Genomic DNA, 24436 nt, shown 5'->3' with positions numbered 1-24436 from the left:
GCCAAGAGCCATGTCTGACGTCCCGCTGCTCCGAAACAGATCCGGCACTGCTCGGGAACGCAATCCACGCGCGCCGGTCGAGGAACTCGAGTTGGAGGCCGCCATCGGGCGTAACGTCCGCCAGCTCCGCCTGCAGCACGGGCTCACGGTCGCCGAGATGGCTACCCGCGTAGGCATTTCAAAGGCGATGATGTCCAAGATCGAGAACGCCCAGACATCGTGCAGCCTGAGCACGCTTGCCTTATTGGCCAACGGTTTCGACGTCCCGGTCACCAGCCTGTTCCGCGGTGCGGATGTCGAGCGTCCCGCCGCGTTCGTCACCGCGGGCACCGGCGCACGCATCGTGCGCAACGGCACGAGGGAAGGTCACGAGTACCAGATGCTCGGATCGCTGCGCGGTGAGCACAAGCGCCTCGAGTGTCTGCATGTCACGCTCTCGGCGAAGAGCCAGACCTATCCCCTTTTCCAGCATCCAGGCACGGAGTTCATCTACATGCTCGAGGGCGTCATGGACTACGGCCACAGCCGCTCGGTCTACCAGCTGCACCCGGGTGACGCGCTGCAGTTCGACGGCGAGGGCGCCCACGGACCGGTGGAGTTGGTGGAGCTGCCGATCCGTTTCCTTTCGGTGATCGCCTTCCCCGACTTCCAGGTCTGACCGCGCCGGTTTAGGAGTCGGTCCGGTCGGCAAGCCAACTGTCGACATGGAGCTGACGGAGACCTTCGACTGGAACGGCCGCAGGATTGCGTGGGGTCGTTCGGGCACCGGCCCGGCCGTGGTGTTCTGCCACGGAACGCCCTTCTCCTCAGCGGTTTGGTCGCGCTACGCGGACGCCCTCAGCGACGACTTCACAGTTCATCTGTGGGATATGCCGGGATACGGGCAGTCTTCGAAGGACGCAGCGCATTCCGTCGATTTCGGTGCGCAGGCGCAGGCGTTCGCGGCGCTCCTCGAACACTGGGACCTCGACCGCCCGCACGTCGTCGCCCATGATTTCGGGGGTGCAGTCTCGCTGCGGGCCAACCTGTTCGAGCATGCGTCGTACGCATCGTTGATGCTGGTCGACGTTGTCGCGATTCCGCCGAGCGGTTCACCGTTCTTTCAATTCGTTGCGCGCCATCCCGATGTCCTCGACGAATTGCCCGCTTACATCCACGAAGCCATCCTGAGCGCCTATGTCCCGGCCGCCAGTCACAAAGGGTTACGTGACGACACGTTGGACGCCCTCGTCGCACCGTGGACCGGCGACGCAGGTCAGCCGGCTTTCTACCGACAGATCGCCCATTACGACGAGCAGTACCTGGTCGACAACGAGGCGCAGCTTGGCGAGTTGAAGATTCCCGTGCACGTCGTGTGGGGCGCCGACGACACCTGGATACCTCCGCAGACCGGCCGCCGCCTCGCAGGGCTGATAGCGGATGCCGTCTACACAGAGGTGCCCGACTCCGGGCACCTGATGCAATACGACGCGCCGGTCGCACTGTCGAACATCCTGCAGCGCTGGCTTGGCCGCCGGCAACGGTGACACCTGGGGTTTTGGCATGCCCACCGGGTGGGTTACAGTGGTCGACGTGCAGCGGGTGCTCCTTCTCGGCAGCCGCGACGGGGTCTGATCAGACCGGCTTCCCGTCGCGGGTGTTCGCGATGCGCCGGTCGTGAGTCCATCGACAACCCGGAGCAACCATCGTGACCACCTTCTCAAGACCCGCACCAGATTCACCTGACGCCTTCACATCCATTCGCGCCGTCACCACCCCGGCCGGTCCGCCGAACCCCGGCCAGCCGGGCTGGAACACCCAACGCGCCTCGTCGATGCCTGTCGGCCGGTATCGCCCCTTCGCCGAAGAGGTGTCGGGCGGAGTCCCGAAAGGGCCCGCAGCGTCCGTTCCTTTCGACCGCACGTGGCCGGACAAGATCGTCGACCGAGCACCGATGTGGTGTGCCGTCGACCTGCGCGACGGCAACCAGGCCCTGATCGACCCGATGAGCCCGCAGCGCAAGCGCCGCATGTTCGACCTGCTGGTGCGCATGGGTTACAAGGAGATCGAGGTCGGTTTCCCGTCGGCCAGCCAGACCGACTTCGACTTCGTCCGCGCCATCATCACCGAGGGTGCCATTCCGGACGACGTCACCATCCAGGTGCTCACGCAGTGCCGGCCCGAACTGATCAAGCGGACGTTCGAGGCGTGTGAGGGCGCACCGCGCGCGATCGTGCACTTCTACAACTCGACGTCGATCCTGCAGCGCCGCGTGGTGTTCCGCGCCGACCGTGAAGCGGTCAAGGCCATCGCCACCGACGGGGCGCTGATGTGTGTCGAGGAGGCCAAGAAGTATCCGGACACGCTCTGGCGCTACGAGTACAGCCCGGAGTCCTACACCGGCACCGAGTTGGAGTACGCGGTCGACGTGTGCAACGCGGTAGCGGCAATCATCGGGCCCACTCCCGACGTGCCACTGATCGTGAACCTGCCCGCAACCGTCGAGATGGCCACTCCGAACGTGTACGCCGATTCGATCGAGTGGATGAACCGGCACCTCATCCCGCGCGAGGCCATCATCCTGAGCCTGCATCCGCATAACGACCGCGGAACTGCAGTCGCCGCAGCGGAATTGGGCTACCAGGCCGGTGCCGACCGGATCGAGGGGTGCCTGTTCGGCAACGGCGAGCGCACCGGCAACGTCTGCCTGGTCACGCTGGGCCTGAACCTGTTCTCCCGCGGCGTCGACCCGCAGATCGACTTCTCCAACATCGACGAGATCCGGCGCACGGTCGAGTACTGCAACCAGCTGCAGGTACACGAACGCCACCCGTACGGCGGTGACCTCGTGTACACCGCCTTCTCAGGTAGCCATCAGGACGCGATCAACAAGGGTCTGGATGCCATGAAGGTCTCGGCCGACGAGCAGGACGCCGACGTCGATGACATCCTCTGGCAGGTCCCGTATCTGCCGATCGATCCCCGCGACGTCGGCCGCACGTATGAGGCTGTCATCCGGGTGAATTCGCAGTCCGGCAAGGGCGGGGTGGCCTACATCATGAAGGCCGATCACGGCCTGGCCCTGCCCCGGCGGCTGCAGATCGAGTTTTCTCAGGCAATCCAGAAGATCACCGACGGCGAGGGCGGCGAGGTGTCGCCGAAGGAGATGTGGGACGTCTTCGCCGAGGAGTACCTGAACCCGCGTAATCCGCTCGAGCGGATGCGGCAGAAGGTCCTCGCCGCCGAGGTCGACGGCGGCACCGACACCATCGAGGCGGTGGTGAAGGTGGACGGTGTCGAGCGCGAGATCGTCGGAGCGGGCAACGGTCCGCTGGCCGCTTTCGTCGACGCGTTGGGCGCCATCGGGTTCGACGTATCTGTACTGGACTACTCCGAGCACGCCCTTTCGGCGGGCGAGGAGGCGCAGGCGGCGGCGTACGTCGAGGCGTCGATCGGCGGCAACACGGTGTGGGGCGTCGGTATCGCGACGTCGATCACGACCGCATCCCTGCGCGCGGTGGTCTCGGCGGTCAACCGCGCCAGCAGACTGGGCCTTGTTTCCAGCGCTCCGTGATTAACTGACGCACGCGCAAAAAACTGCGTGTTCACGATTCAGTCAAAAAAGGAGCTGAACATGGACTGGGGTTCTACCTGGGATTTCCTGTGGCACTTCCTGATCATCTTCGCGTGGATCGCGTATCTGCTGGTGCTGTTCCAGATCCTCACCGACCTCCTGTGGCGCGACCATCAGACGTCGGGTGTGGTGAAGGCGCTCTGGGTGGTGTTCCTGTTTCTGGTGCCGTGGCTGACCGCGTTGGTCTACCTGGCCGCCCGCGGCAAGGGCATGGCCGAGCGGGCCCGTGAGTCGGCGCTTGCGGCCAAGCAGCAGACCGACGACTACATCAGGGACGCGGCGGGGCGTTCGCCCGCGCAAGAGATCGCCGACGCCAAGGCACTTCTCGAAGCAGGCACGATCTCGCAGGCCGAGTTCGACGGGCTCAAGGCAAAAGCCCTGGCCTAGAACAGCGCGAACTGGTCACCGGCCAGGGTGACGTCGGTGAACTCCTCGATGGCGCAGCCGCCGACCACGGCGTCGAGTTGGTCCATGAATGCCGCGTCGCTGACGAGGGGAACGCCCAGTTCGCGCGCCTGGTAACCCTTGCCCTGCTCGGGTTGCGGGTCGTTGCAGATGATGAGGGAGGTTTCGCTGTCGACGGCGTCGGAGTACGCCAGCCCGGCGTGCATGATCCGCTCGACCAGTTCCTCGTGGGTGCGGTCGACCTCGGCGGCCACGGCGACCCGCATTCCCTGCACCAGCCGGCGGCCCGCGATGAACCGGCCGGGGTTGACGAACTCGCAGGGCAGCCGCGCCGCCATCATCTTCAGCGGCCGCAACTCCTCATGTGTCACTTGGCCGTTCGGCCACTCGCGCCGTGAAAGCGGGCGAACCGGCAGCCACACCTTGCGTTCCCGGGCACGGACCAACACCGGCTTGAGGATCTGCGCGAGCACCATCGCATCGTCGAGCGCGTCGTGGGGCTTCAGCTGCGTGATACCCCAGTGCGCGGCAAGGGTCTCCAGCCGCAGGTTCTCGGTGCCCAACTCGAGCCTGCGGGTGAGCTCGACCGTGCACATCGCGGTGTCGATGGGCAGCTCGGCCGCGACCATCTCGGCTTCGGCGGTGAGGAACGAATAGTCGAAACCCACGTTGTGCGCCACCAGCGTGCGGCCCCGCAGCAGTTCGATCAGATCGCCGACGATGTCGCCGAAGCGCGGCTGGCCTGCCAGCATCTCGGAGGTCAATCCGTGGACGTGGGTCGGTCCGGGGTCGACTCCGGGATTGAGCAGCGTGTAGAGGCTCTTTTCGACATTGCCGTCGTCGCCGAGCGCCAGCGCCGCGATGCTGATGACCCTGGCATGCCCCGGGTGGAAACCCGAGGTCTCCACGTCGACGACGGCCCAGCCTGCGCCGTCGTCGGCTGCGGGGCGGCCCCAGCATTGGCTCACATTTCGAGGATGGCACGGACGGGTGACAAACCCTCTGAGGCACGCGCATCCGCTCGTCCACCGTGTCGGCTCTTAGACTGCCGGGGATGGTCACCATTCGTGGACGCGCCGCCCTCACGGCCGGAGCAGGCGCGCGTTGGGCGTCGCGAGTCACCGGCCGCGGCGCCGGCGCGATGATCGGCGGTCTGGTCGCGATGGCACTGGACAAATCGATCCTGCGCCAGCTCGGCGAGGGCCGTCGCACAGCGATCGTGACCGGCACGAACGGCAAGTCGACCACCACGCGCATGACCGCGGCGGCGCTGGGGACGCTGGGCCCGGTCGCGACCAACGCCGAGGGCGCCAACATGGACGCCGGATTGGTCGCGGCCCTCGCGGGGACGCGCGAGGCGACGTTGGCGGCACTCGAAGTCGACGAGATGCACGTGCCGCACGTGGCCGATGCCGTCGATCCATCGGTGGTCGTGCTGCTGAATCTGTCGCGCGATCAACTCGATCGGGTCGGTGAGATCAATCACATCGAGCGCACCCTGCGGGGCGGGCTCGCGCGTCATCGGTCGACGGTGGTCGTCGCGAATTGCGATGACGTGCTGATGACGTCGGCCGCATACGACAGCCCCCACGTGGTCTGGGTGGCCGCGGGCGGCGGATGGGCGAACGACTCGGTGAGCTGTCCGCGCTCGGGCGAGGTCATCGTGCGCGACGGCGCCCACTGGTATTCGACCGGAACTGATTTCAAGCGCCCGTCCCCGCAGTGGTACTACGACGACACCCATATACACGGCCCCAACGGGCTGTCACTGCCGATGCAGCTGGCGCTACCGGGAAACATCAACCGCGGCAACGCCACCCAGGCTGTCGCCGCCGCGGTCACGTTGGGCGCCGATCCCGCCGCCGCCGTCGCGGCGGTCTCGGGTGTCGACGAGGTCGCCGGTCGCTACAGCACACTGCAGCTGGGCCAGCACACGGTGCGCATGCTGCTGGCCAAGAACCCCGCCGGCTGGCAAGAGGCACTGTCGATGGTCGACACCGACGCCGGCTCGGTGGTGATCTCGGTCAATGGTCAGGTTCCCGACGGAGAGGATCTGTCGTGGCTGTGGGACGTCAACTTCGAGCATTTCGTCGACCATCCGGTGGTGGCCGCAGGCGAACGCGGTACCGATCTGGCGGTGCGGCTGGGCTACGCAGGCGTCGAACACACGCTGGTACACAACGCCGTTGAGGCCATCACGTCATGCCCGCCCGGGCACGTCGAGGTGGTCGCGAACTACACCGCGTTTCTCACCCTGCAGCGATCGTTGTCGCGACGTGGCTGAGTCGACGGTGCGGATCGGGTTGGTGCTGCCCGATGTGATGGGAACCTATGGCGACGGCGGCAATTCGGTGGTTTTGCGCCAACGGCTGCGCCTGCGCGGGTTCGATGCGGAGATCATCGAGATCACCTTGGCCGATCCGGTGCCTGCCGAGTTGGACCTCTACGCCCTTGGCGGAGCAGAGGATTACGCACAGCGGCTGGCCACCAAGCACTTGATCCGTTACCCCGGTTTGCAGCAGGCAGCCGATCGGGGTGCACCGGTGCTGGCCATTTGCGCGGCGATCCAGGTGCTGGGCCACTGGTATGAGACATCGTCGGGTGAGCGGGTCGACGGCGCGGGGATGCTCGACGTCACGACGACTCCGCAGGACACCCGGACGATCGGTGAGGTGGTGTCGCAACCGCTTCTACCCGGACTTTCGGAACGCTTGACGGGTTTCGAGAATCACCGCGGCGGAACGGTTCTCGGTCCGGCGGCGCAGCCATTGGCCCGCGTCGTCACCGGGGCTGGTAACCGTGCGGGCGATGGCATCGACGGGGCGGTGCAGGGCAGCGTCGTCGCGACTTATCTGCACGGGCCGTGCCTGGCGCGCAATCCGCAACTCGCCGACTACCTGCTTTCACGCGTGGTCGGCGACCTGGCGCCGCTCGACCTCGACGAGGTCGCGCAGTTGCGCAAGGAACGCCTCGCCGCGCCCCGCCGCGTTTAGGCGGCACCACAATTTCGCCCAAACTCACGTTTCGGCGGGAAAGTCCGAGAAAAGCGCGCCACTTTGTCGATCTCGACACCGCCGCGGCGAAGCCATGCCTCGTACACCGTGCTGAGAATCGCGGCTTCTGTGTCCTCCTTGATGATTCGTACAATTTCCCAACCACGGCTAGCGATTTTTGGGTGTCGCCTCATGTCCCTGACATAGCTCGGTCGATCAGTGCGGTGATGATCCCCGTCGTATTCGACCGCCAGCTGCAAGTGTCGCCATCCCATATCCAAGGCAAACAATTCATCGCCATGGAACACCGGAATTTGCGTCTCGGGTCTCGCAAAGTCGTTGTCGATCAACAGGAGCCTCAACCAACTCTCTTTCGGAGACGCTGCGCCGGCATCGACCAAGGGTAGGAGTTCGCGCAATTGCCGCACTCCGCGCACTGGGCCGTAGCGGTGTATCAGCCGATCGATGTCCTCAGCTTTGAACGGCGCAGCGCGCATCAAAGCATCCAGGCGCGCCATGGCGACTGAACGTTTCTGATACCGCCCGAGCTCAAACGCTGTCCTCGCTGGCGTCGTCACCATCAGGCCGGCAACTGTGGTGATCTCGTCCTGCTCGATGCGATCCATCCGGACGACAAGACCCGATTGACGTCGTCGATCGTCAACCAGTACCTCGATCGCCTCCGTGTCGTCGACCCATTCCGCACCATGCAGCGCCGACGCCGCGATTCCAGCGATGACGCCCCGCCGGTCGGTGGTCAACCAAGCAGCGAGCGCGCGATCGGCCAGCGTCAGGCGGGCTCGCTTCTCTGCGTAGACACCACGGAATACTGGCCTATACCAGCGCCTCAGCTCATGCCGGGACAACCCAGCGCCCAACGCTTCCCGGCCAAGAAACACTGCCCCCATGTCGGCATGGTGCGCCAACGGTCTGACACATCGCCGAGATCCACGAAATGGCGCGATGTTCTCGCACTTTCGCGCCCGTTTGTCCGTTTCGGCGACGGTGCAGTCAGGCCATCGCGCGACGGCCCGCGAGCGCGCGGCCCAGCGTCAGCTCGTCGGCGAACTCCAGATCACCGCCCATCGGCAGCCCGGAGGCGATCCGCGTCACGGACAGACCCGGGATATCGCGCAGCATCCGCACCAAATAGGTCGCCGTGGCTTCGCCTTCGGTGTTCGGATCGGTCGCGATGATCACCTCGCTGATGTCCACGCCGTCGACCCGCTCGCCAATCCTGTTCAGCAGCTCACGGATTCGCAGTTGTTCAGGCCCGATACCCGACAACGGATCCAAGGCACCGCCCAGGACGTGGTAACGGCCGCGGAATTCGCGGGTGCGCTCCACGGCCTGCACATCCTTGGGCTCCTCGACGACGCACACCATCGACCCGTCACGACGGGAGTCCGAACAGATCCGGCACCGTTCGTCGTCGGACACGTTGCCGCACACGGCGCAGAACGTCACGCCGTCGCGAATGCGACCCAGCACCGCGGTCAACCGGTCGATCTGTGGCGGCTCGACGGATAGCAGGTGAAACGCGATCCGCTGCGCGCTCTTCGGCCCGATACCCGGCAGCTTGCCGAGCTCGTCGATCAGATCCTGGACCGGTCCTTCGAACAAGTCAGAGTCCCGGCAGGCCTAGGTCGCCCATCCCGCCGGCCAACGGTCCGAGACGGTCGTGCGCCAGGATGGTGACCTGCTTGGAGGCGTCGGCGATCGCACCGACAACGAGGTCCTGCAGGGTCTCGATGTCCTCGGGGTCGACGACCTTGGGGTCGATCCGTACGGCGATCACCTCGCCGCTGCCCTTCATCGTGACCTGCACCAGACCACCGCCGGCTTGACCGTTGACCTCGGCCGCAGCCAGTGCTGCCTGGGCCTCCATCAACTGCTGCTGCACCTGCTGCGCCTGTGCCAGGAGTGCGGACATATCGGGCTGGCCACCACCACCGGGTTGCATGACGATCCCCTTGCGTATTGGTCTCGACTTGGTCGCTTCGTCGGGTTGGGCTTTAACAGTAGTCGCGGTCGGCGCTACGGTGGCGCCCGTGCATGCCTGCCTGCGTGTCGGTGCCACCAGAGCATTACGCGGCTCAGCCGCCGTGGCCACCGGACTACTCATCGCCGCATCGACGCTTGTCAGCCCGGCGTCGGCGGCGCCGGCCAACATCGCCGGCAAAATCGTCTTCCTCGACCCCGGCCACAACGGCTCCAATGAAGCGTCGGTCATCAGCCGGCAGGTCCCGACCGGCCGCGGCGGCACCAAGGACTGCCAGGCCAGCGGCACCTCCACCGACGACGGCTATGCGGAGCACACGTTCGCCTGGGACACCACGCTGCGCATCCGCCAGGCGCTCACCGCACTCGGTGTGCGCACCGCGATGTCGCGAGGCGACGACACCGGTGTTGGGCCGTGCGTCGACGAACGCGCGGCGCTGGCCAACTCGCTGCGCCCCGACGCTGTCATCAGCATCCACGGCGACGGCGGGCCGTCCACCGGCCGCGGCTTCCATGTCCTGTACTCATCCCCGCCGCTCAACGACGTCCAGGCTGGGCCATCGGTGCGGCTCGCCTCGATCATGAAGGACCAACTGCAGGCCTCGGGCCTGGTGCCGTCGACCTACATCGGCTCGGGCGGCCTGAATCCGCGGTCCGATATCGCCGGGCTCAACCTCGCGCAGTTCCCGTCGATCCTCGTCGAACTGGGCAACATGAAGAACCCCGCCGACTCCGCGCTGATGAAGTCACCCGAGGGCCGGCAAAAGTACGCCGATGCCGTTGTGCGCGGTATCGCGGGCTTCCTCGGGTCGAGCTAGCGGGAGACAGCGGGAGACAGCGGGAGACACTGCCTCGTTACGGTCCTACGGTCGAGATTGACACCACGGTCGTTGGAAATAGGCACTGCCAGCTGATCACAGCCCTGACGTCAATCTCGACCGTAGGACCGCGTCAGGCACATTCCTCAGGGGCGCGCCCCAGACCAGCTAGCGGCCCTCCACCTGCTTCTTGAGGTTCTGCAGCACCTCAGCCTGAATCTTGCGCAGACCCAGCGGCGCGAACGTCTTCTCGAAGAAACCGCCGATGCCGCCTGCGCCCTTCCACGACGTCTTGACCGTCACCGACGAGCCCTCCCCTGCCGGGGAGACCGTCCAGTTCGTGATCATCGTCGAGTTGGCGTCCTTCTCGATCACCGTATGACCAGCCACGTCGACGCCGGCCTTCACCTCACGCACCCGCGACTTGGTGGCCTGCAGCTTCCACGATGCCACGGTGCCTGCGCCCTGACCGCCCTCGAGCACCTGGTACTCGCTGTAATGCGGCGAGAGGATCTTCGGGCGCACGGTCGCATAGTCGGCGACTGCCGCCAACACGGTCTCCGGCGCGGCGGCGATCTCGACGGTGCTGGACGCGCTGACCTGTCCCATCGGTGCAAACTCCTTGGTCGGGGGTGGTATCGAAGTGCTCTAGTGGTCGGTGCGGTCGCATCGCTTGCGGCCGCGGACTAGCGTATATCCGTGTCAATGGTCGAGACCGACGCACGTACTGCTCACTCCGCCGGAGTCGGGCGGCTCCTCGCTAGCTATCGGGCGATCCCCCCGAACGCCACGGTCCGACTGGCAAAGCCCACGTCGAACCTCTTTCGAGCCCGCGCGAAGACGTCCGGCAAGGGCCTGGACGTGTCGGGCCTGGCCGGGGTCATTGCCGTCGACCCCGAGAACCGCACCGCCGATGTCGCCGGCATGTGCACCTACGAAGACCTGGTCGCGGCCACCCTCCCCTACGGCCTGGCGCCGCTGGTGGTGCCTCAGCTCAAGACGATCACCCTTGGCGGCGCGGTCACCGGACTCGGCATCGAGTCGACGTCGTTCCGCAACGGCCTGCCGCACGAATCGGTGCTGGAGATGGACATCCTCACCGGCGCCGGTGAGGTAGTGACAGCCTCGCCCAGCGAGCACTCCGACCTTTTTCATGCCTTCCCCAATTCCTATGGCACGCTTGGATATTCGGTTCGGATAAAGATCGAGCTGGAGCCGGTGAAACCGTTCGTCGCGATTCGCCACCTACGGTTCAACGCGCTGGCAGATCTTTTCGCGACGATGGACCGCATCATTGAAACCGGCGACCATGACGGTTCGCCCGTCGACTACCTCGACGGCGTGGTGTTCTCGGCCGACGAGAGCTACCTGACGCTGGGATTCCAGACTGCGACACCGGGTCCGGTCAGCGACTACACCGGCCAGCAGATCTACTACCGCTCTATCCAGCATGCCGGCGACAACGGCGCCGAGAAGCATGACCGGCTGACGATCCACGACTACCTGTGGCGGTGGGACACCGATTGGTTCTGGTGCTCACGGGCGTTCGGCGCGCAGGATCCGCGGATCCGCCGGTTCTGGCCGCGGCGTTACCGGCGAAGCGCCTTCTACTGGAAGTTGATCGGGTACGACCAGCGGTTCAACATCGCCGACCGGATCGAGAAGCGCAACGGCAGGCCGCCGTTGGAGCGGGTCGTACAGGACATCGAGGTGCCGATCGGACGGGCGGCGGAATTTGTGTCGTGGTTCCTGGCCAACGTGCCCATCGAGCCGATCTGGTTGTGTCCGTTGCGTCTCCGCGAGGATGCCACCTGGCCGCTGTACCCCATCGGGGCCCACCGCACGTACGTCAACATAGGCTTCTGGTCGTCGGTGCCCGTTGGCCCCGGCTTCCCTCAAGAACAGGGCCACACGAACAAGTTGATCGAAAGCAAGGTCAGCGAACTCGAAGGTCACAAATCGCTGTATTCCGATGCGTACTACAGCCCCGAGGAGTTCGACGAACTCTATGGTGGAGAGACCTACAAGACCGTCAAAAAGACCTACGACCCCGACTCGAGACTCCTCGACCTGTATGCAAAGGCGGTGCAAAGACGATGACTACGTTCAAGGAACATTCGACAAACGCGCCAGCCGGAAAACTCACCCTGGCAAAGGTCTTGGAGATCTTCGCTTCGGGTCAGATCCCGCTGAAGTTCACGGCGTACGACGGCAGTACCGCCGGACCCGAGGACGCTGAACTCGGCCTCGACCTGCTGACCCCCCGCGGCACCACCTATCTCGCAACGGCTCCCGGTGAACTGGGGCTGGCGCGGGCCTACGTGTCGGGCGATATCCGTCCGCTCGGCGTGCATCCTGCCGACCCCTACGAGCTGCTCATGGCGTTGGCCGACAAGCTCGAGTTCAAGCTTCCGCCCCCGCGCGTGCTGGCCAACATCGTGCGCACAATCGGCGTCGAGCATTTGAAGCCGATCGCCCCGCCGCCCCAGGAGGCGCTGCCGCGCTGGCGCCGCGTCATGGAGGGGATGCGCCACAGCAAGACTCGCGACGCCGAGGCCATTCATCACCACTACGATGTCTCGAACAAGTTCTACGAGTGGGTACTCGGTCCGTCGATGACCTACACGTGCGCGTGCTATCCCGATGCCGACGCCACGCTGGAAGAGGCGCAGGAGAACAAGTACCGGCTGGTGTTCGAGAAGCTGCGGCTGTCTCCCGGCGACCGACTGCTCGACGTCGGCTGCGGCTGGGGCGGCATGGTCCGCTACGCCGCTCGGCACGGAGTGAAGGCGATCGGTGTCACGCTCTCCAAAGAGCAGGCCGAGTGGGCGGCCAATGCCATCGCCGAGCAAGGACTGTCCGACCTGGCCGAGGTGCGCCACGGCGACTACCGCGACATCCGTGAATCCGGGTTCGACGCCGTCTCCTCGATCGGGCTGACCGAACACATCGGCGTCCAGAACTATCCGGCGTATTTCCGGTTCCTTCAGTCGAAGATGCGGGTGGGCGCGCTGTTGCTCAACCACTGCATCACCCGCCATGACAACCGAACCGAGGCGAGCGCAGGCGGATTCATCGACCGCTACGTCTTCCCCGACGGTGAGCTCACCGGCTCCGGCCGCATCATCACCGAGGCACAGAACGTCGGCCTCGAGGTGGTGCACGAGGAGAACCTGCGCCACCATTACGCGCTGACGCTGCGCGACTGGTGCCGCAACCTCGTCGAGCACTGGGACGAGGCCGTCGAAGAGGTCGGGCTGCCCACCGCGAAGGTGTGGGGGCTGTACATGGCCGGCTCACGGGTGGGCTTCGAGACGAACATCATTCAGCTGCACCAGGTTCTGGCCGTCAAGCTCGACGCGCGCGGCAACGACGGCGGCCTCCCGCTACGCCCGTGGTGGACGCCCTAGGCCTGTTCGCCGTCGATGCGACGGGCGCCGAGCTCGTTCTGAAGTAGCTCCAGCGCAACTTCCTCCGGGTCCCGACGCGGTGTCTCGGAGGTGTCGCCGCCGGCTTCGGCCAGCATGCTCTCCTCATCGTCGCGGTCGCTCTGCGGTGGCGCAAAAGCCGCCACCGGCTCATCGGGTTCAGGGGCAGGCGGGGGGCCCGCCGGGCCGGTCTCGCACCGGATCTTCCAGTCGACACCCAACGCATCCTTGAGCGCCTCGCGGATGACGTCGGCGTTGCGCTGCTCGGTGAGCCGCTTGGCCAGCGGCGCAGACTCGTGGCTGAGCACCAGGGTGTCGCCGTCGACGGCGCGAACGATGGCGCCCGCCAGCATCACCTCGGTGGTGCGGCTGCGCTGACGGACCTTCTCGCGCACCGTCGTCCACATGCCGCGTACCGCTGCGGCATTCGGCTCGCCCGTGACTGCTGCGGGCGCGGGCGCCGCGACGACGGGATCGGCCGGCTGCCGCACCGCCGGAGGGGACGCCTCGGGCTCCGTGGCCGACGGGGCCTCGGGGGCCGACGGCGCCGGCGTGGGCTCGGGCATGGGCCTCGGCTCGACCACCACCGTCGGCTCGAGTGCCGGCTTCAACTCCGGTGCGGACGTCGGCTCGGCAGGCGCTTGGGATTCCTGCGGATCGGTTTTGCTCCTACGGCTGTACTGCTTCGGGGCGCCGGACTGCTCGCCCGCAGGGATCGACATGTCCAACCGGGTCTCGATGCGCTCGACGCGCTGCAACAACGCCGACTCGGTGTCGTGGGCCGACGGCAGCAGCAGTCGCGCGCACACGACTTCGAGCAGCAGTCGAGGTGCGGTGGCACCGCGCATCTCGCCCAGCCCCGCGTGCACCACCTCGGCGTAGCGGGTCAGCGTTGCGGAGCCGACCCGCGCCGACTGATCGCGCATCCGATCCAGCACGTCCTCGGGACCGTCCACCACGCCGCGGGCGACCGCGTCGGGAACCGACTGCAGCACAATCAGATCGCGAAAACGCTCCAGCAGATCGGTGGCGAACCGCCGCGGGTCGTGGCCGGCGTCGATCACCCCCTCGACGGCTCCGAAGAGCGCCGCGGCGTCCCCAGCCGCGAGCGCGTCGATCGCATCGTCGATCAGCGCCACATCGGTGGCGCCCAGCAGCGACAGCGCCCGCGGGTAGCTCACCTGATTGCCGTCCGCACCGGCCAACAACTGGTCGAGCACCGACAGCGTGTCTCGCGGCGATCCGCCGCCGGCGCGGATGACGAGCGGGTACACCGCGTCGTCGACCGTCACGTTCTCCTGCGCGCAAATGCGCTCGAGAAGTGAGCGCATGGTCCGCGGCGCCAACAACCGGAACGGGTAGTGATGCGTGCGCGAGCGAATGGTCGGCAGCACCTTCTCCGGCTCGGTGGTGGCGAACACGAAGATCAGATGCTCCGGCGGCTCCTCGACGATCTTCAGCAGGGCGTTGAAGCCCGCCGTGGTGACCATGTGCGCTTCGTCGATGATGAAGATGCGGTACCGCGACTGAGCCGGGGCGTAGAACGCGCGGTCGCGCAGCTCGCGGGTGTCGTCCACACCGCCGTGACTGGCGGCGTCGAGTTCGGTGACATCGACGCTGCCGCCCCCGCTGGGCGCCAGCGCCACACATGAGTCACACACCCCGCACGGTGTGGCCGTCGGCCCCTGCGCACAGTTCAGCGAGCGGGCCAGGATCCGTGCCGACGACGTCTTACCGCATCCTCGTGGCCCGGAGAACAGGTACGCATGGTTGATCCGGCCGGCCGTCAACGCTGTGGACAGGGGTTCTGTGACGTGCTCCTGGCCAACCACGTCGGCGAATGTCGCGGGTCGGTACTTGCGGTAGAGCGCCACGGTCAGAGGCTACCGAGGCCCGGTGACGCCGCCGCGGGCCGTGTAACCAAATCGGCAATTCTGCGGGGAAAAGTGTCACCGTTCGCCGCGCTCGCTCCTCGTACCAGTGATGCCAACAAGGCGCCACACTTTGGGGAGTCGATGTGAACGAGAATGTGACCGACGGTGAAGTCCGGTATGAGTCCGTGTTTCGCGCGAGCTGGCGGGACCGTCAGACGGCGGGAGCCCGCCCCGGTGAGTTGATCAAGAACCCCCGATGGCTTGATGCGGGACTGGCCGCGCTGATCGTGCTGTTGATGGCGGGCGCTGTCACCGTCGGCACGGTCACCGTCGAACAGACCGCGACACTGCCGGCAATCGTCCAGGGCACGACCCTGACCGCGGACCGCGCCGCGGGGCCACCGCCGCCGCCCTCCCCCGGCGCCGCGGTGCAGTTCCGCCATGCGTTCGGGCTACCAGTCGACGCGGTTGTCGTCGACGTCACCGCGACCGAGGTAACCGCCCGATTGCAGGAGCCCACCCCGGCAACCGCCGGTGAGCTTGTGGTCCCCGCCGAACGCCAACGGCTGATCGACGTGTTCCTCCCGAGGTTCTGGTGAGCTGGCGACGGCGCGCAATCCCCTATATCGCGCAGGCCGAGATGGCCGATTGCGGCGCCGCCGCGATGTGCATGGCGCTCGCCTATCACGGCCGCCATGTGTCGCTTTCGGAGATGCACGCGGCCACCGGCACCGGCCGCGACGGCGTCGATGCGCTGCGGCTGGCTGAAGCCGCCACCACATACGGCCTTCGTGCCCGCGGGGTGGCCACCGAACTCGACGATCTGCAGATGTTGCCTCGGGGAACCGTATTGCATTGGGGAGCAGCACATTTCGTTGTCCTGGATTCGACGTCGCGGCGAGGAGTCACGATCGTCGATCCCGCCGCCGGCAGCTATCGGGTTTCGTGGCAGGCCGTCAGCGATCTGTACAGCGGGGTCGCGATCATGCTCGAGCCCGGCGACACGTTCAGCACCGGCGGACGACGGGCGCCGGGTGCGCTGCACCATGCGCGACGACTGATGACCCGCTCGAGTGGAATCGGCAAGGTGCTGGCCACCTCGGTGGTGGTGCGCCTGATGGCGCTGGCGGTGCCGATCCTCACCGGCGTCATCGTGGATCAGATCGTGCCAGCCGGCGACGACCGCCTGCTGTGGGTTGTCGCCGCGGTGATGGCCGCACTGATCTGCTATTCGGCGCTCGCCACGTTCCTGCGGGCCCACCTGCTGCTGCGGTTGCGCAGCCGGCTCGACGTCGAGATGACGCTGGGCTTCCTCGAACACCTGGTGGACCTGCCGTACGCGTTCTTCCTCAAACGCTCGTCGGGGGACCTGATGATGCGGCTGCGCAGCAATGCGACGGTCCGCGAGATCCTGACCAGCGGAACGATTGCCGCGCTGCTGGACGGCGTCCTGGCCACCACCTATCTCGTGTTGATCTTCATCCTGTCGCCGCAGCTGGGATTCCTTGTGGTGATCCTCGGTGCCGCCCAGGTCGTCGTCCTGTTGTCGGCGCGGCGACGCAACCAGCATCTGATGGGCGAGGCACTGGCCACCGAGGCCCGCTCGCAGTCCTACGCCTACGAGATGTTCTCTGCGGTCGAAACTTTGAAGGCCGCCGGCGCCGAACGGCGGGCGGTATCGCACTGGACGAACTTGTTCGTGGCCGAGCTGAACGTCTCGTTGCGTCGCGGGCGTCTCTCGGCCGCCGTCGAGACCGCGCTGCACGGACTGTCCCTGCTCTCGCCGATCGCGGTGCTGTTGTTCGGGGCCTACCTCGTCGGCAGCGGGCAGCTCTCGCTGGGCACCATGCTCGCGTTGGCCGCACTGTCCACCGCGTTCCTGGAACCGCTTGGCGTGCTCGTCGGAACCGTCCTGCAGATCCAACTCCTCGGCAGCTACATGGCCCGCCTGGACGACGTGTTCAACACCCCTACCGAAACCGCCGGGCGCGACCTGCAGCACGCTCCTGCGCTCACCGGAGCGCTGCGCGCCGAGGGACTCACCTTCCGCTACACGCCGCACGGCCCCCCGGCCATCGATGGCGTCGACCTCGACGTGCGCCCCGGGCAGGTGCTGGCCGTCGTCGGGCGCTCCGGCTCGGGGAAGTCCACGCTGGGCCGGCTGCTGCTGGGTCTGTACGCACCCGAAGCGGGTCGGGTCGTGCTCGACGGGATCGATTTGGCGGCAATGCTTCCCCGCAGCGTGCGATCGCAGATCGGGGTGGTCACCCAGGATCCGTACATCTTCGGCCTGTCGATTCGCGACAACCTCAGTCTCGGCGACCCGAGCCTTCCGCTGGAGCGCCTGGAGGAGGCCGCCGAGCAGGCCGGCATCGCCGAGGACATCCACGCGATGCCGATGGGTTGGGACACCCCGCTGGTCGACGCGGGCGCCTCGCTCTCCGGTGGCCAACGCCAGCGGCTGGCCCTGGCCCGCGCGCTGGCGACCCAGCCACGGCTCCTGCTGCTCGACGAGGCCACCAGCAATCTGGACACCGTCACCGAGGCGAAGGTGCATGCCAACATCGCCCGGCTCGGCTGCACCGTCGTGCTGGTCGCCCATCGGCTCGCGACGGTCGTCGACGCCGACTGCATCGTCGTGATGGACCAAGGCCGGGTCGTCGAGGTCGGCCGCCATCGCGACCTGATGGCCGCAGACGGTCATTACGCACAGCTCGTCGCAGGCCAGCTCGTCGGAGCAGGACGTTAGGAGTCGAAATGAATACCCCACCGACGCCGCAGTTGACGCCAAGCGGTTTCTTCGTCATGCGCGCCCCGCTGCTCCCGATGGAGGAACTGGATCGCCTACGCGCTGACGCGCAGTACTGGCAGGTCCTCGCCGAGCGACCGGAGGTCCGCGAGGCATTGCATCTCGCATCACCCGGGCTGTTGCAGCGCTTGGCAGAAGGCAAGCCGGATGACAAGGTGGCCGCCTCCGTGACCGCCTATCTGGTTCGGATGTGCACCCGTGCAACGCCTTTCGGGCTGTTCGCGGGCTGCTCGCTGGGATCGATCGGCGATACCACCGCGTTGACGGTCGACGGTCCCGATGGCACCACCCGGCACAGCAGACCCGACACCGAGGTGCTCGCCGCACTCGTGGAACGTCTGCTGAACGACGCCTCGACGCGGCCGGCGATGGCCGTCGAGCCCAACTCCAGCCGCTACCACGCCGGCGGAGCGATGCGCATCATCGAGAGCCGGTCGCGCGACGGCAGGCGCACCCATCATCTGGTCCTGATCGAGGACGACGCGCCGCTGCGGTGCGCCATGGACGCGGCCACCGGCGGTCGTTCGGTCGAGGAAGTCGCTGACGCGGTCCAGGCCGAGACCGGTGCCGAGGCAGCCGAGGCACGCGATTACGTCGACGCCCTCATCGAGGCCCGTGTGCTGACCCCGGTGGCAGAGCCGGCCGTGACGGGCCCTGAGCCGTTGGCCCACGTGCTCGCGTCGCTGAGCGGACCTGGCCTGGCCGCGACGTCCGCGGCGCTCGACCGGGTGTCCGGGGAGCTCACCAAGCTCGACACCGCCGGGCTCGGAAATCCGCCCGCGGCATACGACGGCGTGGCGAACAGCCTGCTCGAGCTTGCCGGTGGCGGCGACAGTGCCCGGCTGATCCAGGTCGACCTGCACCGGGCCGGCTCGGGTCTGACCCTCGGGAAAGACGCGGTGCAGCAACTGGCGATGGGCGTGGATCTGCTGCACCGCCTTTCGTCTCACGGCGACGATCCGGCATTGAGCCGGTTCAAGGCCGACTTTGCGGCCCGCTACGAGGACCGCGAGGTGCCCCTGATGGAGGCCCTCGACGAGGAGATGGGCATCGGCTACGACCGATCGCCGCATCCGGCCGCGGACGAGTCCTCGCTGCTGGCCGGCATGGACTTGGGCGGAGTGGCAGGCAACTACGCATTCACCGCGCGCGATGCGACGCTTCTCGACCTTCTGATGCGGGCGCGTGAAAGCGGCGCCGGCCACCTCGAACTCGATGCGGCCACCGTGGCTCGCCTTGTCACCGCGACACCGCTGCCACTGCCCGACGCACTGGCCGTGTTCGCCAGCGTGCTGGACGACGGCATCGAAATCCAAAGCGCCAGTGGGCCATCGGGGGCCGAACTCCTCGGTCGGTTCTGCCACGGCGATCGCCGTCTACATGATGCGGTGCGTTCCCATCTGCGCGCCGAAGAAGCGAAGGCACCCGGCGTCGTGTTCGCCGAGATCATCCACCTGCCCGAAGGACGCGTCGGCAACGTCCTGGCGCGGCCGGTGCTGCGCGACTACGAGCTGGTGCTGCTGGGCCGCTCAGGAGCGCCTGCCGATCGTCAGATCAGCGTCGACGAGCTGACCGTGCGCCTCGACGGTGATCGCGTGGTTCTCTACAGCCCGCGGCTGGCCGCCGAAGTCAGGCCGCGGCTGACCACGGCGCACAATCCGGCGTGGCGCGGGTTCGGGGTCTACCGGTTCTTGGCGGCGCTGCAGAACGACGGAGTCGCTGCCGGACTCGGATGGGATTGGGGCGCACTGTCGTCCGCGCCGACACTTCCGCGCGTCACAGCGGGAAAGCTGGTGCTGGCCCGGGCCCGCTGGCGTCTTTGCGCCGACGAGATCAAGTCGATCACCGGATCCGACCCGATCTCCGGATGGGCGGCGCTGAGCGACGCCCGCGAGCTGCCCTCCGAGCTGCTGATCACCGACGGCGACAACCGCCTCTATGTCGACACCGCGAGCCCCGCCCTGGTTGCCACGGCGGCCAAGGTCCTGCGGGGTCGGTCTGCGGCTGTCATCGAGGAGGTGCTGGCGAGCGCGGTCGCCACCGGCCCGCAGGGTCGTTTCGCGCACGAGGTCATCGTGCCCTTCCTGCGCGCGGGTGAACCGGCGACGGCGCCCCGGCCCTGGCGGGCACCGGCTGCGCGACGCAGCTTCGCGCCGGGAAGCGAATGGCTGTATCTCAAGGCGTATACGGGGACCGCCTCCGCGGACCGCATCCTCACCGACTCGGTGGGTCCCGTCATCGCCAAGTTGCGCGACGTCGGGACCCTCGACCGCTGGTTCTTCCTGCGCTACGCCGACCCGGACCACCACCTCAGGTTCCGCTTGCACGGCGACCCGACCGCGCTGCGCGAACACGCACTGCCTGCGCTCACCGACGCGCTGGCCCCGCACCTCGGAGACGGCACGGCGTGGAAGGTGTCGACCGACACCTATGACCGCGAGGTCGAAAGATACGGCGGTGACGCCGGTATCGATATCGCCGAGCAGATCCACGCCGCGGACAGCGACGCAGTGCTCGAAGTGCTCGGCATGCTCGACGGCGGGTACTTCGACGAGGGCGCGCCAGACGCACGCTGGAAGCTGTGCCTGTACGCCACCGACCGACTGTTGGCAGACGCCGGCCTCGACATGCAGCAGCGACGCGACTGGGCGAAGGCCGGTGTCGCCGGTTATCGGCCCGAGTACCCGAACGCGACCAACCTCGATCCCGGCATCGGCCACCGGTGGCGTGGCGAACGAGCGGACGTGACGGCGCTGCTCGACGACAGCAGCGAACACCCCTATGAGCCGGCACGTAGGGCGTTGCGGCGGCGATCCGAACGGATGGCGCCCCTGTTCGCGGAGCTGGCGGGCCGTTCGTCGCGCGGTGAGCTGACGCAGCCCTACGATGCGCTGTTGCACAGCTTCAGCCACCTCAACGCGGTCCGTCTGCTTCGGTCGGCCGCCCGCACCCACGAACTGATCCTGCTGAGCTTCCTCGATCGCCACTACGCCAGCCAGATCGCGCGTCGCTGACGTGCAGGCACGGCCGTAAAAGTGTCCCCTGCCAACGGGTTTGACGCTCTTAGGAGTATCAGCGGTCCACCCGGGCCGCACCACACCAGGAGGAAACCAATGAACACCAACCGCGACAAACTGGCCCTGCGCCGGCAGAGTATCCGCACCCTGACCGCCGATGAGCTGAGCATGGCCCACGGTGGCGAGGGCGGCAACGGCACCGGCGGCGGAAACGGCACCGGCACCGGAACCGGAACCGGCCCCACCAAGACCACCAAGCACACGACGGTGCGCACCACGGGCACCCGCAACCCGACGCTGACGTCGACCGATCTGCCCCCGCAGACGGCGACCATCGCCTAGCGACTCGCATCACCCCCACGGCACCGCCCCACAACCGTCATCCCCTTCGGTTGTGGGGCGGTGTTCTGCGTGCGGTGGCGAGAGCCCATGGCCGAAGACAATTTCGCGCTAAAAGCGTCCCCTTTCAACGGGTTCGGACCTCTTACCTATGAACGCGGCCCACCCGGGGCAGCGACATCCTGGAGGAGAACACCAATGAACGCAAACAACAAGCTGGCCCTGCGCCGCCAGAGCATCCGCACCCTGACCGCCGATGAGATGAGCCTGGCTCACGGTGGCCGCGGCAACGGCACCGGAACCGGAACGGGCACGGGCACGGGCACCGGCACTGGCACCGGCACCGGGACCGGCACCCGCCACACGAAGAAGTAAGTCGGGCGCGGCTACACCCGACGTAGCCGGCCACTGACTATCACCAGACCGCCCCACAACCGCCTCCCTCGGTTGTGGGGCGGTCGTCGTTGTTGGGTGCCGGCTTACCTGGCGGACAGGAAACCCTTTCCTCTCGGAAGTGGAATCTGGCCTCGCGGCGATTACGGCAGACGCGCCGAGAAGCGACGATTTCACCCATGGCATCCACGACCACACCGCCGGTACGCACCCTCAGCGACGCGGAGCTTGCCATCGCCGCGGCGGCAGGCGACCGCGTGGCATTGGGCGCCATCTACCACCGCTACGCGGGCCGGCTTCACGACTACTGCGTGGGACTGGTGCGCGACCAGCACACGGCCGCCGACTGCGTGCAGGACGTCTTCTGCATCGCGGCAGCCGAGCTGCCCAAGCTGCGTGAGCCCGACAAGCTGCGGCCGTGGCTCTACTCCATCGCCCGCCGCACCGCGTTGCGCACGCTGCACGAACGGCGTCGCGAACCCGCCTTCGACGCGGTGCCCGACACGGCAGCCCTAGGTCCCGGCCCGTTCACCCTGACCGCACAGAACGAGCTCGCTGCGCTGGTCGTTGCGGCTGCGCGGGGATTGTGCGACCGCGATCGCAACGTACTGGAGTTGGCCTACCGCCAGGGTCTGGCCGGCCCCGAGCTCGCGGAGGCGCTCGGCGTCAGCCACGACTGCGCAAAGAAGCTTCTGCAACGGCTGCGCCACACGTTCGAACGCTCGTTGGGTGCGCTGTTGGTGGCCCGGCGGGCCGCCCAGCACGGATGCCCGGAACTAGCCGCGGCCGTCTCTGATTGGGACGGACAGTTCAACGTGCTGATGCGCAAACGCATTGCGCGCCATATCGAGTCATGCCCGACCTGCGAGGCCTACCGCCGCAGCCTGGTCAGCTCCGTGGCCATGGTCGGCTGCGCCGTCATCAAGAAGCTGACCTGAAAGCGACTCAGTCCTTCAGCAGCGCTTCGGTTGCCGACAGCAGCGCGCAGGTCGCCAGGCCTTCCATCGCTTCGCGCAATTCGGGCAGCGGCGGAAACGACGGTGCGATCCGGATATTCTTGTCCTCCGGGTCTTTTCGGTACGGGAATGTGGCGCCGGCCTCGGTGACCGCGATTCCGGCGTCCTTCGCCAGCGCGATGGTGCGACGCGCCGTGCCCGGCAGCACGTCCAGGCTCACGAAGTAGCCGCCCTTCGGCTCGGTCCACGAGGCGATCTTCGGCTCGCCCAACCGGTCGGCAAGGATCTCCAGCACGGTGGCGAACTTGGGGGCCAGCAGTTCCTGGTGGCGCCGCATCTGCAGGCGCACCCCGTCGGCGTCACCGAAGAACCGCAGATGCCGGAGCTGGTTGACCTTGTCCGGCCCGATCGACTTCTTGCCCGCGTACTGCAGATACCAGGCGATGTTGCCGAGCGAGCCGCCGAAGAAGCTCACCCCGGCGCCCGCGAAGGTGATCTTCGACGTCGACGCGAACACCAGGGGCCGGTTCGGGTTGCCCGCGGCTTCGGCCAGACCTAAAACGTCGATGTTCTGCTCGAAATCATGGGTCAACGTGTGAACGGCGTAGGCGTTGTCCCACATCAGCCGGAAATCGTTTGCAGCGGTACGCATCTGGACCAGCCGCCGCACCTTCTCCCACGAATATGTCACGCCGGTCGGGTTCGAGTACACCGGAACGCACCACATGCCCTTGATGGCCGGATCGACCGCGACCAACTCTTCGATCAGGTCGACGTCCGGACCGTCCTCGAGCATCGGCACGGTGATCATCTCGATGCCGAGGGTCTCGGTGATCGCGAAGTGCCGGTCATACCCGGGCGCCGGACAGAGGAATTTCAACGCGGGTTCTTGCGCCCACGGCCGCGGCGAATCGACGCCGCCGTGCAGCATGGTGAACATCACGACGTCGTGCATGAACTCGAGACTGGCGTTGTTGCCCGCGATCAGGTTGGGCACACCGATGCCGAGCAACTCGCCGAAGATGGCGCGCAACTCGGGCAGCCCGTGCAGGCCGCCGTAGTTGCGGGTGTCGGTGCCTTCCCCGTCCCGGAAGGCGTCTTTCCCAGGGAGGTCCAGCAGCGCGTTGGACAGATCCAGCTGGGCCGCGGACGGTTTACCCCGGGTCAGGTCGAGCTTGAGGCCTTTGGCCGCCAGCTCGGCGTAATTGCTCGTCTGAAACTCGTGCTGTGCGCGGAGTTCCGCAGGGCCGAGCGACTGAAACGACACGAGGGCGCCTTTCACTGGAGGCGGGAAACCAAGGGGACCCCGCGCACCCGCCAGAGCCCATTGACCCTTGCTGCCTTCCGGCCCTGGGGGAGTTCACAGGATAGACGCCGCGCGGGGTCCAGAAGGGAGTCTAGTACCCGGCCTGAACGCGGTTCGACGGGCGCATCACGCCCGTCCGCTACCATGACCGGCGGAGGATTCGCCTAGTGGCCTATGGCGCTCGCCTGGAACGCGGGTTGGGTTAATAGCCCTCAGGGGTTCAAATCCCCTATCCTCCGCACTCGGGCCGAGGTGCGACTACATCACGAATATCGCGGTCGCACCTCGGACCAACAACCTCTAGGAGGAGCATGCGGCGCTGGGTCGCGGTCTTGTGGCACGCCTCGTTCTCGTGCGGAGATATTGTCAAGACCTGTGGATGAGGTTGTTTCAGGCGACCTCGGTTTCGGTTGATTCGTCGCTCTCGGCGGGTGTGATGCCAACGGGCCGTTCGAGTAGCTTGCCTTTGTGGAACACCGCGCCG

Annotated in this window: 22 protein-coding genes, 1 tRNA gene and 1 other RNA gene; 16 read left to right on the top strand and 8 right to left on the bottom strand. The window is 66.8% G+C overall.

Features of this window, described 5'->3' with window-relative positions:
- Positions 1-10: 10 nt before the first annotated feature.
- From CSQ99_RS24990 to CSQ99_RS24975, 4 genes are all read left to right on the top strand, one after another.
- Positions 11-658, top strand: a complete 648-nt coding sequence (locus CSQ99_RS24990; protein ID WP_099041692.1) for a helix-turn-helix domain-containing protein — start codon at positions 11-13, stop codon at positions 656-658.
- 46 nt (positions 659-704) lie between these two features.
- On the top strand, positions 705-1526 hold the full coding sequence (locus tag CSQ99_RS24985) for an alpha/beta fold hydrolase (RefSeq protein WP_099041691.1): 822 nt from the start codon (positions 705-707) through the stop codon (positions 1524-1526).
- Positions 1527-1687: 161 nt separating this feature from the next.
- On the top strand, positions 1688-3553 hold the full coding sequence (gene leuA / locus CSQ99_RS24980; RefSeq protein WP_099041690.1) for a 2-isopropylmalate synthase: 1866 nt from the start codon (positions 1688-1690) through the stop codon (positions 3551-3553).
- Between the two features lie 60 nt (positions 3554-3613).
- Positions 3614-4000: a PLDc N-terminal domain-containing protein gene (locus tag CSQ99_RS24975; protein ID WP_099041717.1), complete on the top strand. Its 387-nt coding sequence runs from the start codon at positions 3614-3616 to the stop codon at positions 3998-4000.
- Here CSQ99_RS24975 and CSQ99_RS24970 read toward each other — a convergent pair.
- Positions 3997-4986, bottom strand: a complete 990-nt coding sequence (locus tag CSQ99_RS24970) for a DEDDh family exonuclease (protein ID WP_099041689.1) — start codon at positions 4984-4986, stop codon at positions 3997-3999. The two genes, CSQ99_RS24975 and CSQ99_RS24970, sit on opposite strands and share 4 nt — an antisense overlap.
- A gap of 86 nt (positions 4987-5072) precedes the next feature.
- On the opposite strand from CSQ99_RS24970, the gene CSQ99_RS24965 reads away from it, so the two are divergent.
- On the top strand, positions 5073-6302 hold the full coding sequence (locus CSQ99_RS24965) for a Mur ligase family protein (protein WP_099041688.1): 1230 nt from the start codon (positions 5073-5075) through the stop codon (positions 6300-6302).
- Positions 6295-7011, top strand: coding sequence for a type 1 glutamine amidotransferase (locus CSQ99_RS24960; RefSeq protein WP_099041687.1), 717 nt, complete (start codon positions 6295-6297; stop codon positions 7009-7011). Before CSQ99_RS24965 ends, CSQ99_RS24960 begins: the two co-directional genes overlap by 8 nt.
- Here the strand turns inward: CSQ99_RS24960 and CSQ99_RS24955 are convergent.
- The 3 genes from CSQ99_RS24955 to CSQ99_RS24945 form a co-directional block, all read right to left on the bottom strand.
- Positions 7008-7919, bottom strand: coding sequence for a hypothetical protein (locus CSQ99_RS24955; RefSeq protein ID WP_099041686.1), 912 nt, complete (start codon positions 7917-7919; stop codon positions 7008-7010). The two genes, CSQ99_RS24960 and CSQ99_RS24955, sit on opposite strands and share 4 nt — an antisense overlap.
- A gap of 103 nt (positions 7920-8022) precedes the next feature.
- The gene (gene recR, locus CSQ99_RS24950) at positions 8023-8634 is read right to left on the bottom strand and encodes a recombination mediator RecR (RefSeq protein WP_099041685.1); all 612 of its coding nucleotides are present in this window, start codon (positions 8632-8634) and stop codon (positions 8023-8025) included.
- A gap of 1 nt (position 8635) precedes the next feature.
- A complete protein-coding gene (locus tag CSQ99_RS24945) occupies positions 8636-8974 on the bottom strand; it encodes a YbaB/EbfC family nucleoid-associated protein (protein WP_099041684.1) in 339 nt (112 codons plus the stop codon).
- An 88-nt stretch (positions 8975-9062) separates the two neighbouring features.
- On the opposite strand from CSQ99_RS24945, the gene CSQ99_RS24940 reads away from it, so the two are divergent.
- Positions 9063-9830, top strand: coding sequence for an Rv3717 family N-acetylmuramoyl-L-alanine amidase (locus tag CSQ99_RS24940; RefSeq protein ID WP_176561211.1), 768 nt, complete (start codon positions 9063-9065; stop codon positions 9828-9830).
- Between the two features lie 168 nt (positions 9831-9998).
- Here CSQ99_RS24940 and CSQ99_RS24935 read toward each other — a convergent pair whose 3' ends face one another.
- Complete coding sequence (locus CSQ99_RS24935; protein WP_099041683.1) at positions 9999-10439, bottom strand: SRPBCC family protein; 441 nt, start codon at positions 10437-10439, stop codon at positions 9999-10001.
- A 90-nt stretch (positions 10440-10529) separates the two neighbouring features.
- On the opposite strand from CSQ99_RS24935, the gene CSQ99_RS24930 reads away from it, so the two are divergent.
- Positions 10530-11930, top strand: a complete 1401-nt coding sequence (locus CSQ99_RS24930; RefSeq protein WP_099041682.1) for an FAD-binding oxidoreductase — start codon at positions 10530-10532, stop codon at positions 11928-11930.
- Positions 11927-13240: a class I SAM-dependent methyltransferase gene (locus CSQ99_RS24925; protein WP_099041681.1), complete on the top strand. Its 1314-nt coding sequence runs from the start codon at positions 11927-11929 to the stop codon at positions 13238-13240. The genes CSQ99_RS24930 and CSQ99_RS24925 overlap by 4 nt, the downstream gene beginning before the upstream one ends.
- Here CSQ99_RS24925 and CSQ99_RS24920 read toward each other — a convergent pair.
- On the bottom strand, positions 13237-15132 hold the full coding sequence (locus CSQ99_RS24920; protein WP_099041680.1) for a DNA polymerase III subunits gamma/tau: 1896 nt from the start codon (positions 15130-15132) through the stop codon (positions 13237-13239). The two genes, CSQ99_RS24925 and CSQ99_RS24920, sit on opposite strands and share 4 nt — an antisense overlap.
- Positions 15133-15275: 143 nt before the next feature.
- On the opposite strand from CSQ99_RS24920, the gene CSQ99_RS24915 reads away from it, so the two are divergent.
- The 6 genes from CSQ99_RS24915 (at position 15276) to CSQ99_RS24895 (ending at position 22628) form a co-directional block, all read left to right on the top strand.
- Complete coding sequence (locus CSQ99_RS24915; protein WP_099041679.1) at positions 15276-15731, top strand: hypothetical protein; 456 nt, start codon at positions 15276-15278, stop codon at positions 15729-15731.
- Positions 15728-17881, top strand: coding sequence for a peptidase domain-containing ABC transporter (locus CSQ99_RS24910; RefSeq protein ID WP_099041678.1), 2154 nt, complete (start codon positions 15728-15730; stop codon positions 17879-17881). Before CSQ99_RS24915 ends, CSQ99_RS24910 begins: the two co-directional genes overlap by 4 nt.
- A gap of 8 nt (positions 17882-17889) precedes the next feature.
- Entirely contained in the window at positions 17890-20955 is a 3066-nt protein-coding gene (locus tag CSQ99_RS24905; RefSeq protein WP_099041677.1) for a lantibiotic dehydratase, read from the top strand.
- 99 nt (positions 20956-21054) lie between these two features.
- Positions 21055-21300, top strand: coding sequence for a hypothetical protein (locus tag CSQ99_RS24900; protein ID WP_099041676.1), 246 nt, complete (start codon positions 21055-21057; stop codon positions 21298-21300).
- A gap of 195 nt (positions 21301-21495) precedes the next feature.
- Positions 21496-21672 carry a hypothetical protein gene (locus tag CSQ99_RS31070; RefSeq protein ID WP_176561210.1) on the top strand — a complete coding sequence of 59 codons (177 nt, stop codon included), beginning with the start codon at positions 21496-21498 and terminating at the stop codon, positions 21670-21672.
- 197 nt (positions 21673-21869) lie between these two features.
- Complete coding sequence (locus tag CSQ99_RS24895; protein WP_099041675.1) at positions 21870-22628, top strand: RNA polymerase sigma factor; 759 nt, start codon at positions 21870-21872, stop codon at positions 22626-22628.
- Between the two features lie 7 nt (positions 22629-22635).
- Here CSQ99_RS24895 and CSQ99_RS24890 read toward each other — a convergent pair whose 3' ends face one another.
- Together CSQ99_RS24890 and ffs are read right to left on the bottom strand one after the other, a co-directional pair.
- A complete protein-coding gene (locus CSQ99_RS24890) occupies positions 22636-23913 on the bottom strand; it encodes an aspartate aminotransferase type Ic (protein ID WP_099041715.1) in 1278 nt (425 codons plus the stop codon).
- A 27-nt stretch (positions 23914-23940) separates the two neighbouring features.
- An RNA gene (ffs, locus tag CSQ99_RS24885) (signal recognition particle sRNA small type) lies at positions 23941-24037 on the bottom strand.
- A 68-nt stretch (positions 24038-24105) separates the two neighbouring features.
- Here ffs and CSQ99_RS24880 point away from each other — a divergent pair.
- Positions 24106-24191 (top strand) — tRNA-Ser (locus tag CSQ99_RS24880).
- Positions 24192-24436: the final 245 nt, after the last annotated feature.

This window comes from Mycobacterium neglectum (genome assembly GCF_002591975.1).
Taxonomy (GTDB): domain Bacteria; phylum Actinomycetota; class Actinomycetes; order Mycobacteriales; family Mycobacteriaceae; genus Mycobacterium; species Mycobacterium neglectum.
This window is presented reverse-complemented; position numbering and strand designations above follow the sequence as displayed.

Coding starts and splice junctions, on each gene's coding strand:
- CSQ99_RS24990 (WP_099041692.1), top strand. CDS start 11: ATGTCTGACGTCCCGCTGCTCCGAAACAGATCCGGCACTGCTCGGGAA.
- CSQ99_RS24985 (WP_099041691.1), top strand. CDS start 705: ATGGAGCTGACGGAGACCTTCGACTGGAACGGCCGCAGGATTGCGTGG.
- CSQ99_RS24975 (WP_099041717.1), top strand. CDS start 3,614: ATGGACTGGGGTTCTACCTGGGATTTCCTGTGGCACTTCCTGATCATC.
- CSQ99_RS24965 (WP_099041688.1), top strand. CDS start 5,073: ATGGTCACCATTCGTGGACGCGCCGCCCTCACGGCCGGAGCAGGCGCG.
- CSQ99_RS24955 (WP_099041686.1), bottom strand. CDS start 7,919: ATGGGGGCAGTGTTTCTTGGCCGGGAAGCGTTGGGCGCTGGGTTGTCC.
- CSQ99_RS24945 (WP_099041684.1), bottom strand. CDS start 8,974: ATGCAACCCGGTGGTGGTGGCCAGCCCGATATGTCCGCACTCCTGGCA.
- CSQ99_RS24935 (WP_099041683.1), bottom strand. CDS start 10,439: ATGGGACAGGTCAGCGCGTCCAGCACCGTCGAGATCGCCGCCGCGCCG.
- CSQ99_RS24925 (WP_099041681.1), top strand. CDS start 11,927: ATGACTACGTTCAAGGAACATTCGACAAACGCGCCAGCCGGAAAACTC.
- CSQ99_RS24905 (WP_099041677.1), top strand. CDS start 17,890: ATGAATACCCCACCGACGCCGCAGTTGACGCCAAGCGGTTTCTTCGTC.
- CSQ99_RS24900 (WP_099041676.1), top strand. CDS start 21,055: ATGAACACCAACCGCGACAAACTGGCCCTGCGCCGGCAGAGTATCCGC.
- CSQ99_RS31070 (WP_176561210.1), top strand. CDS start 21,496: ATGAACGCAAACAACAAGCTGGCCCTGCGCCGCCAGAGCATCCGCACC.
- CSQ99_RS24895 (WP_099041675.1), top strand. CDS start 21,870: ATGGCATCCACGACCACACCGCCGGTACGCACCCTCAGCGACGCGGAG.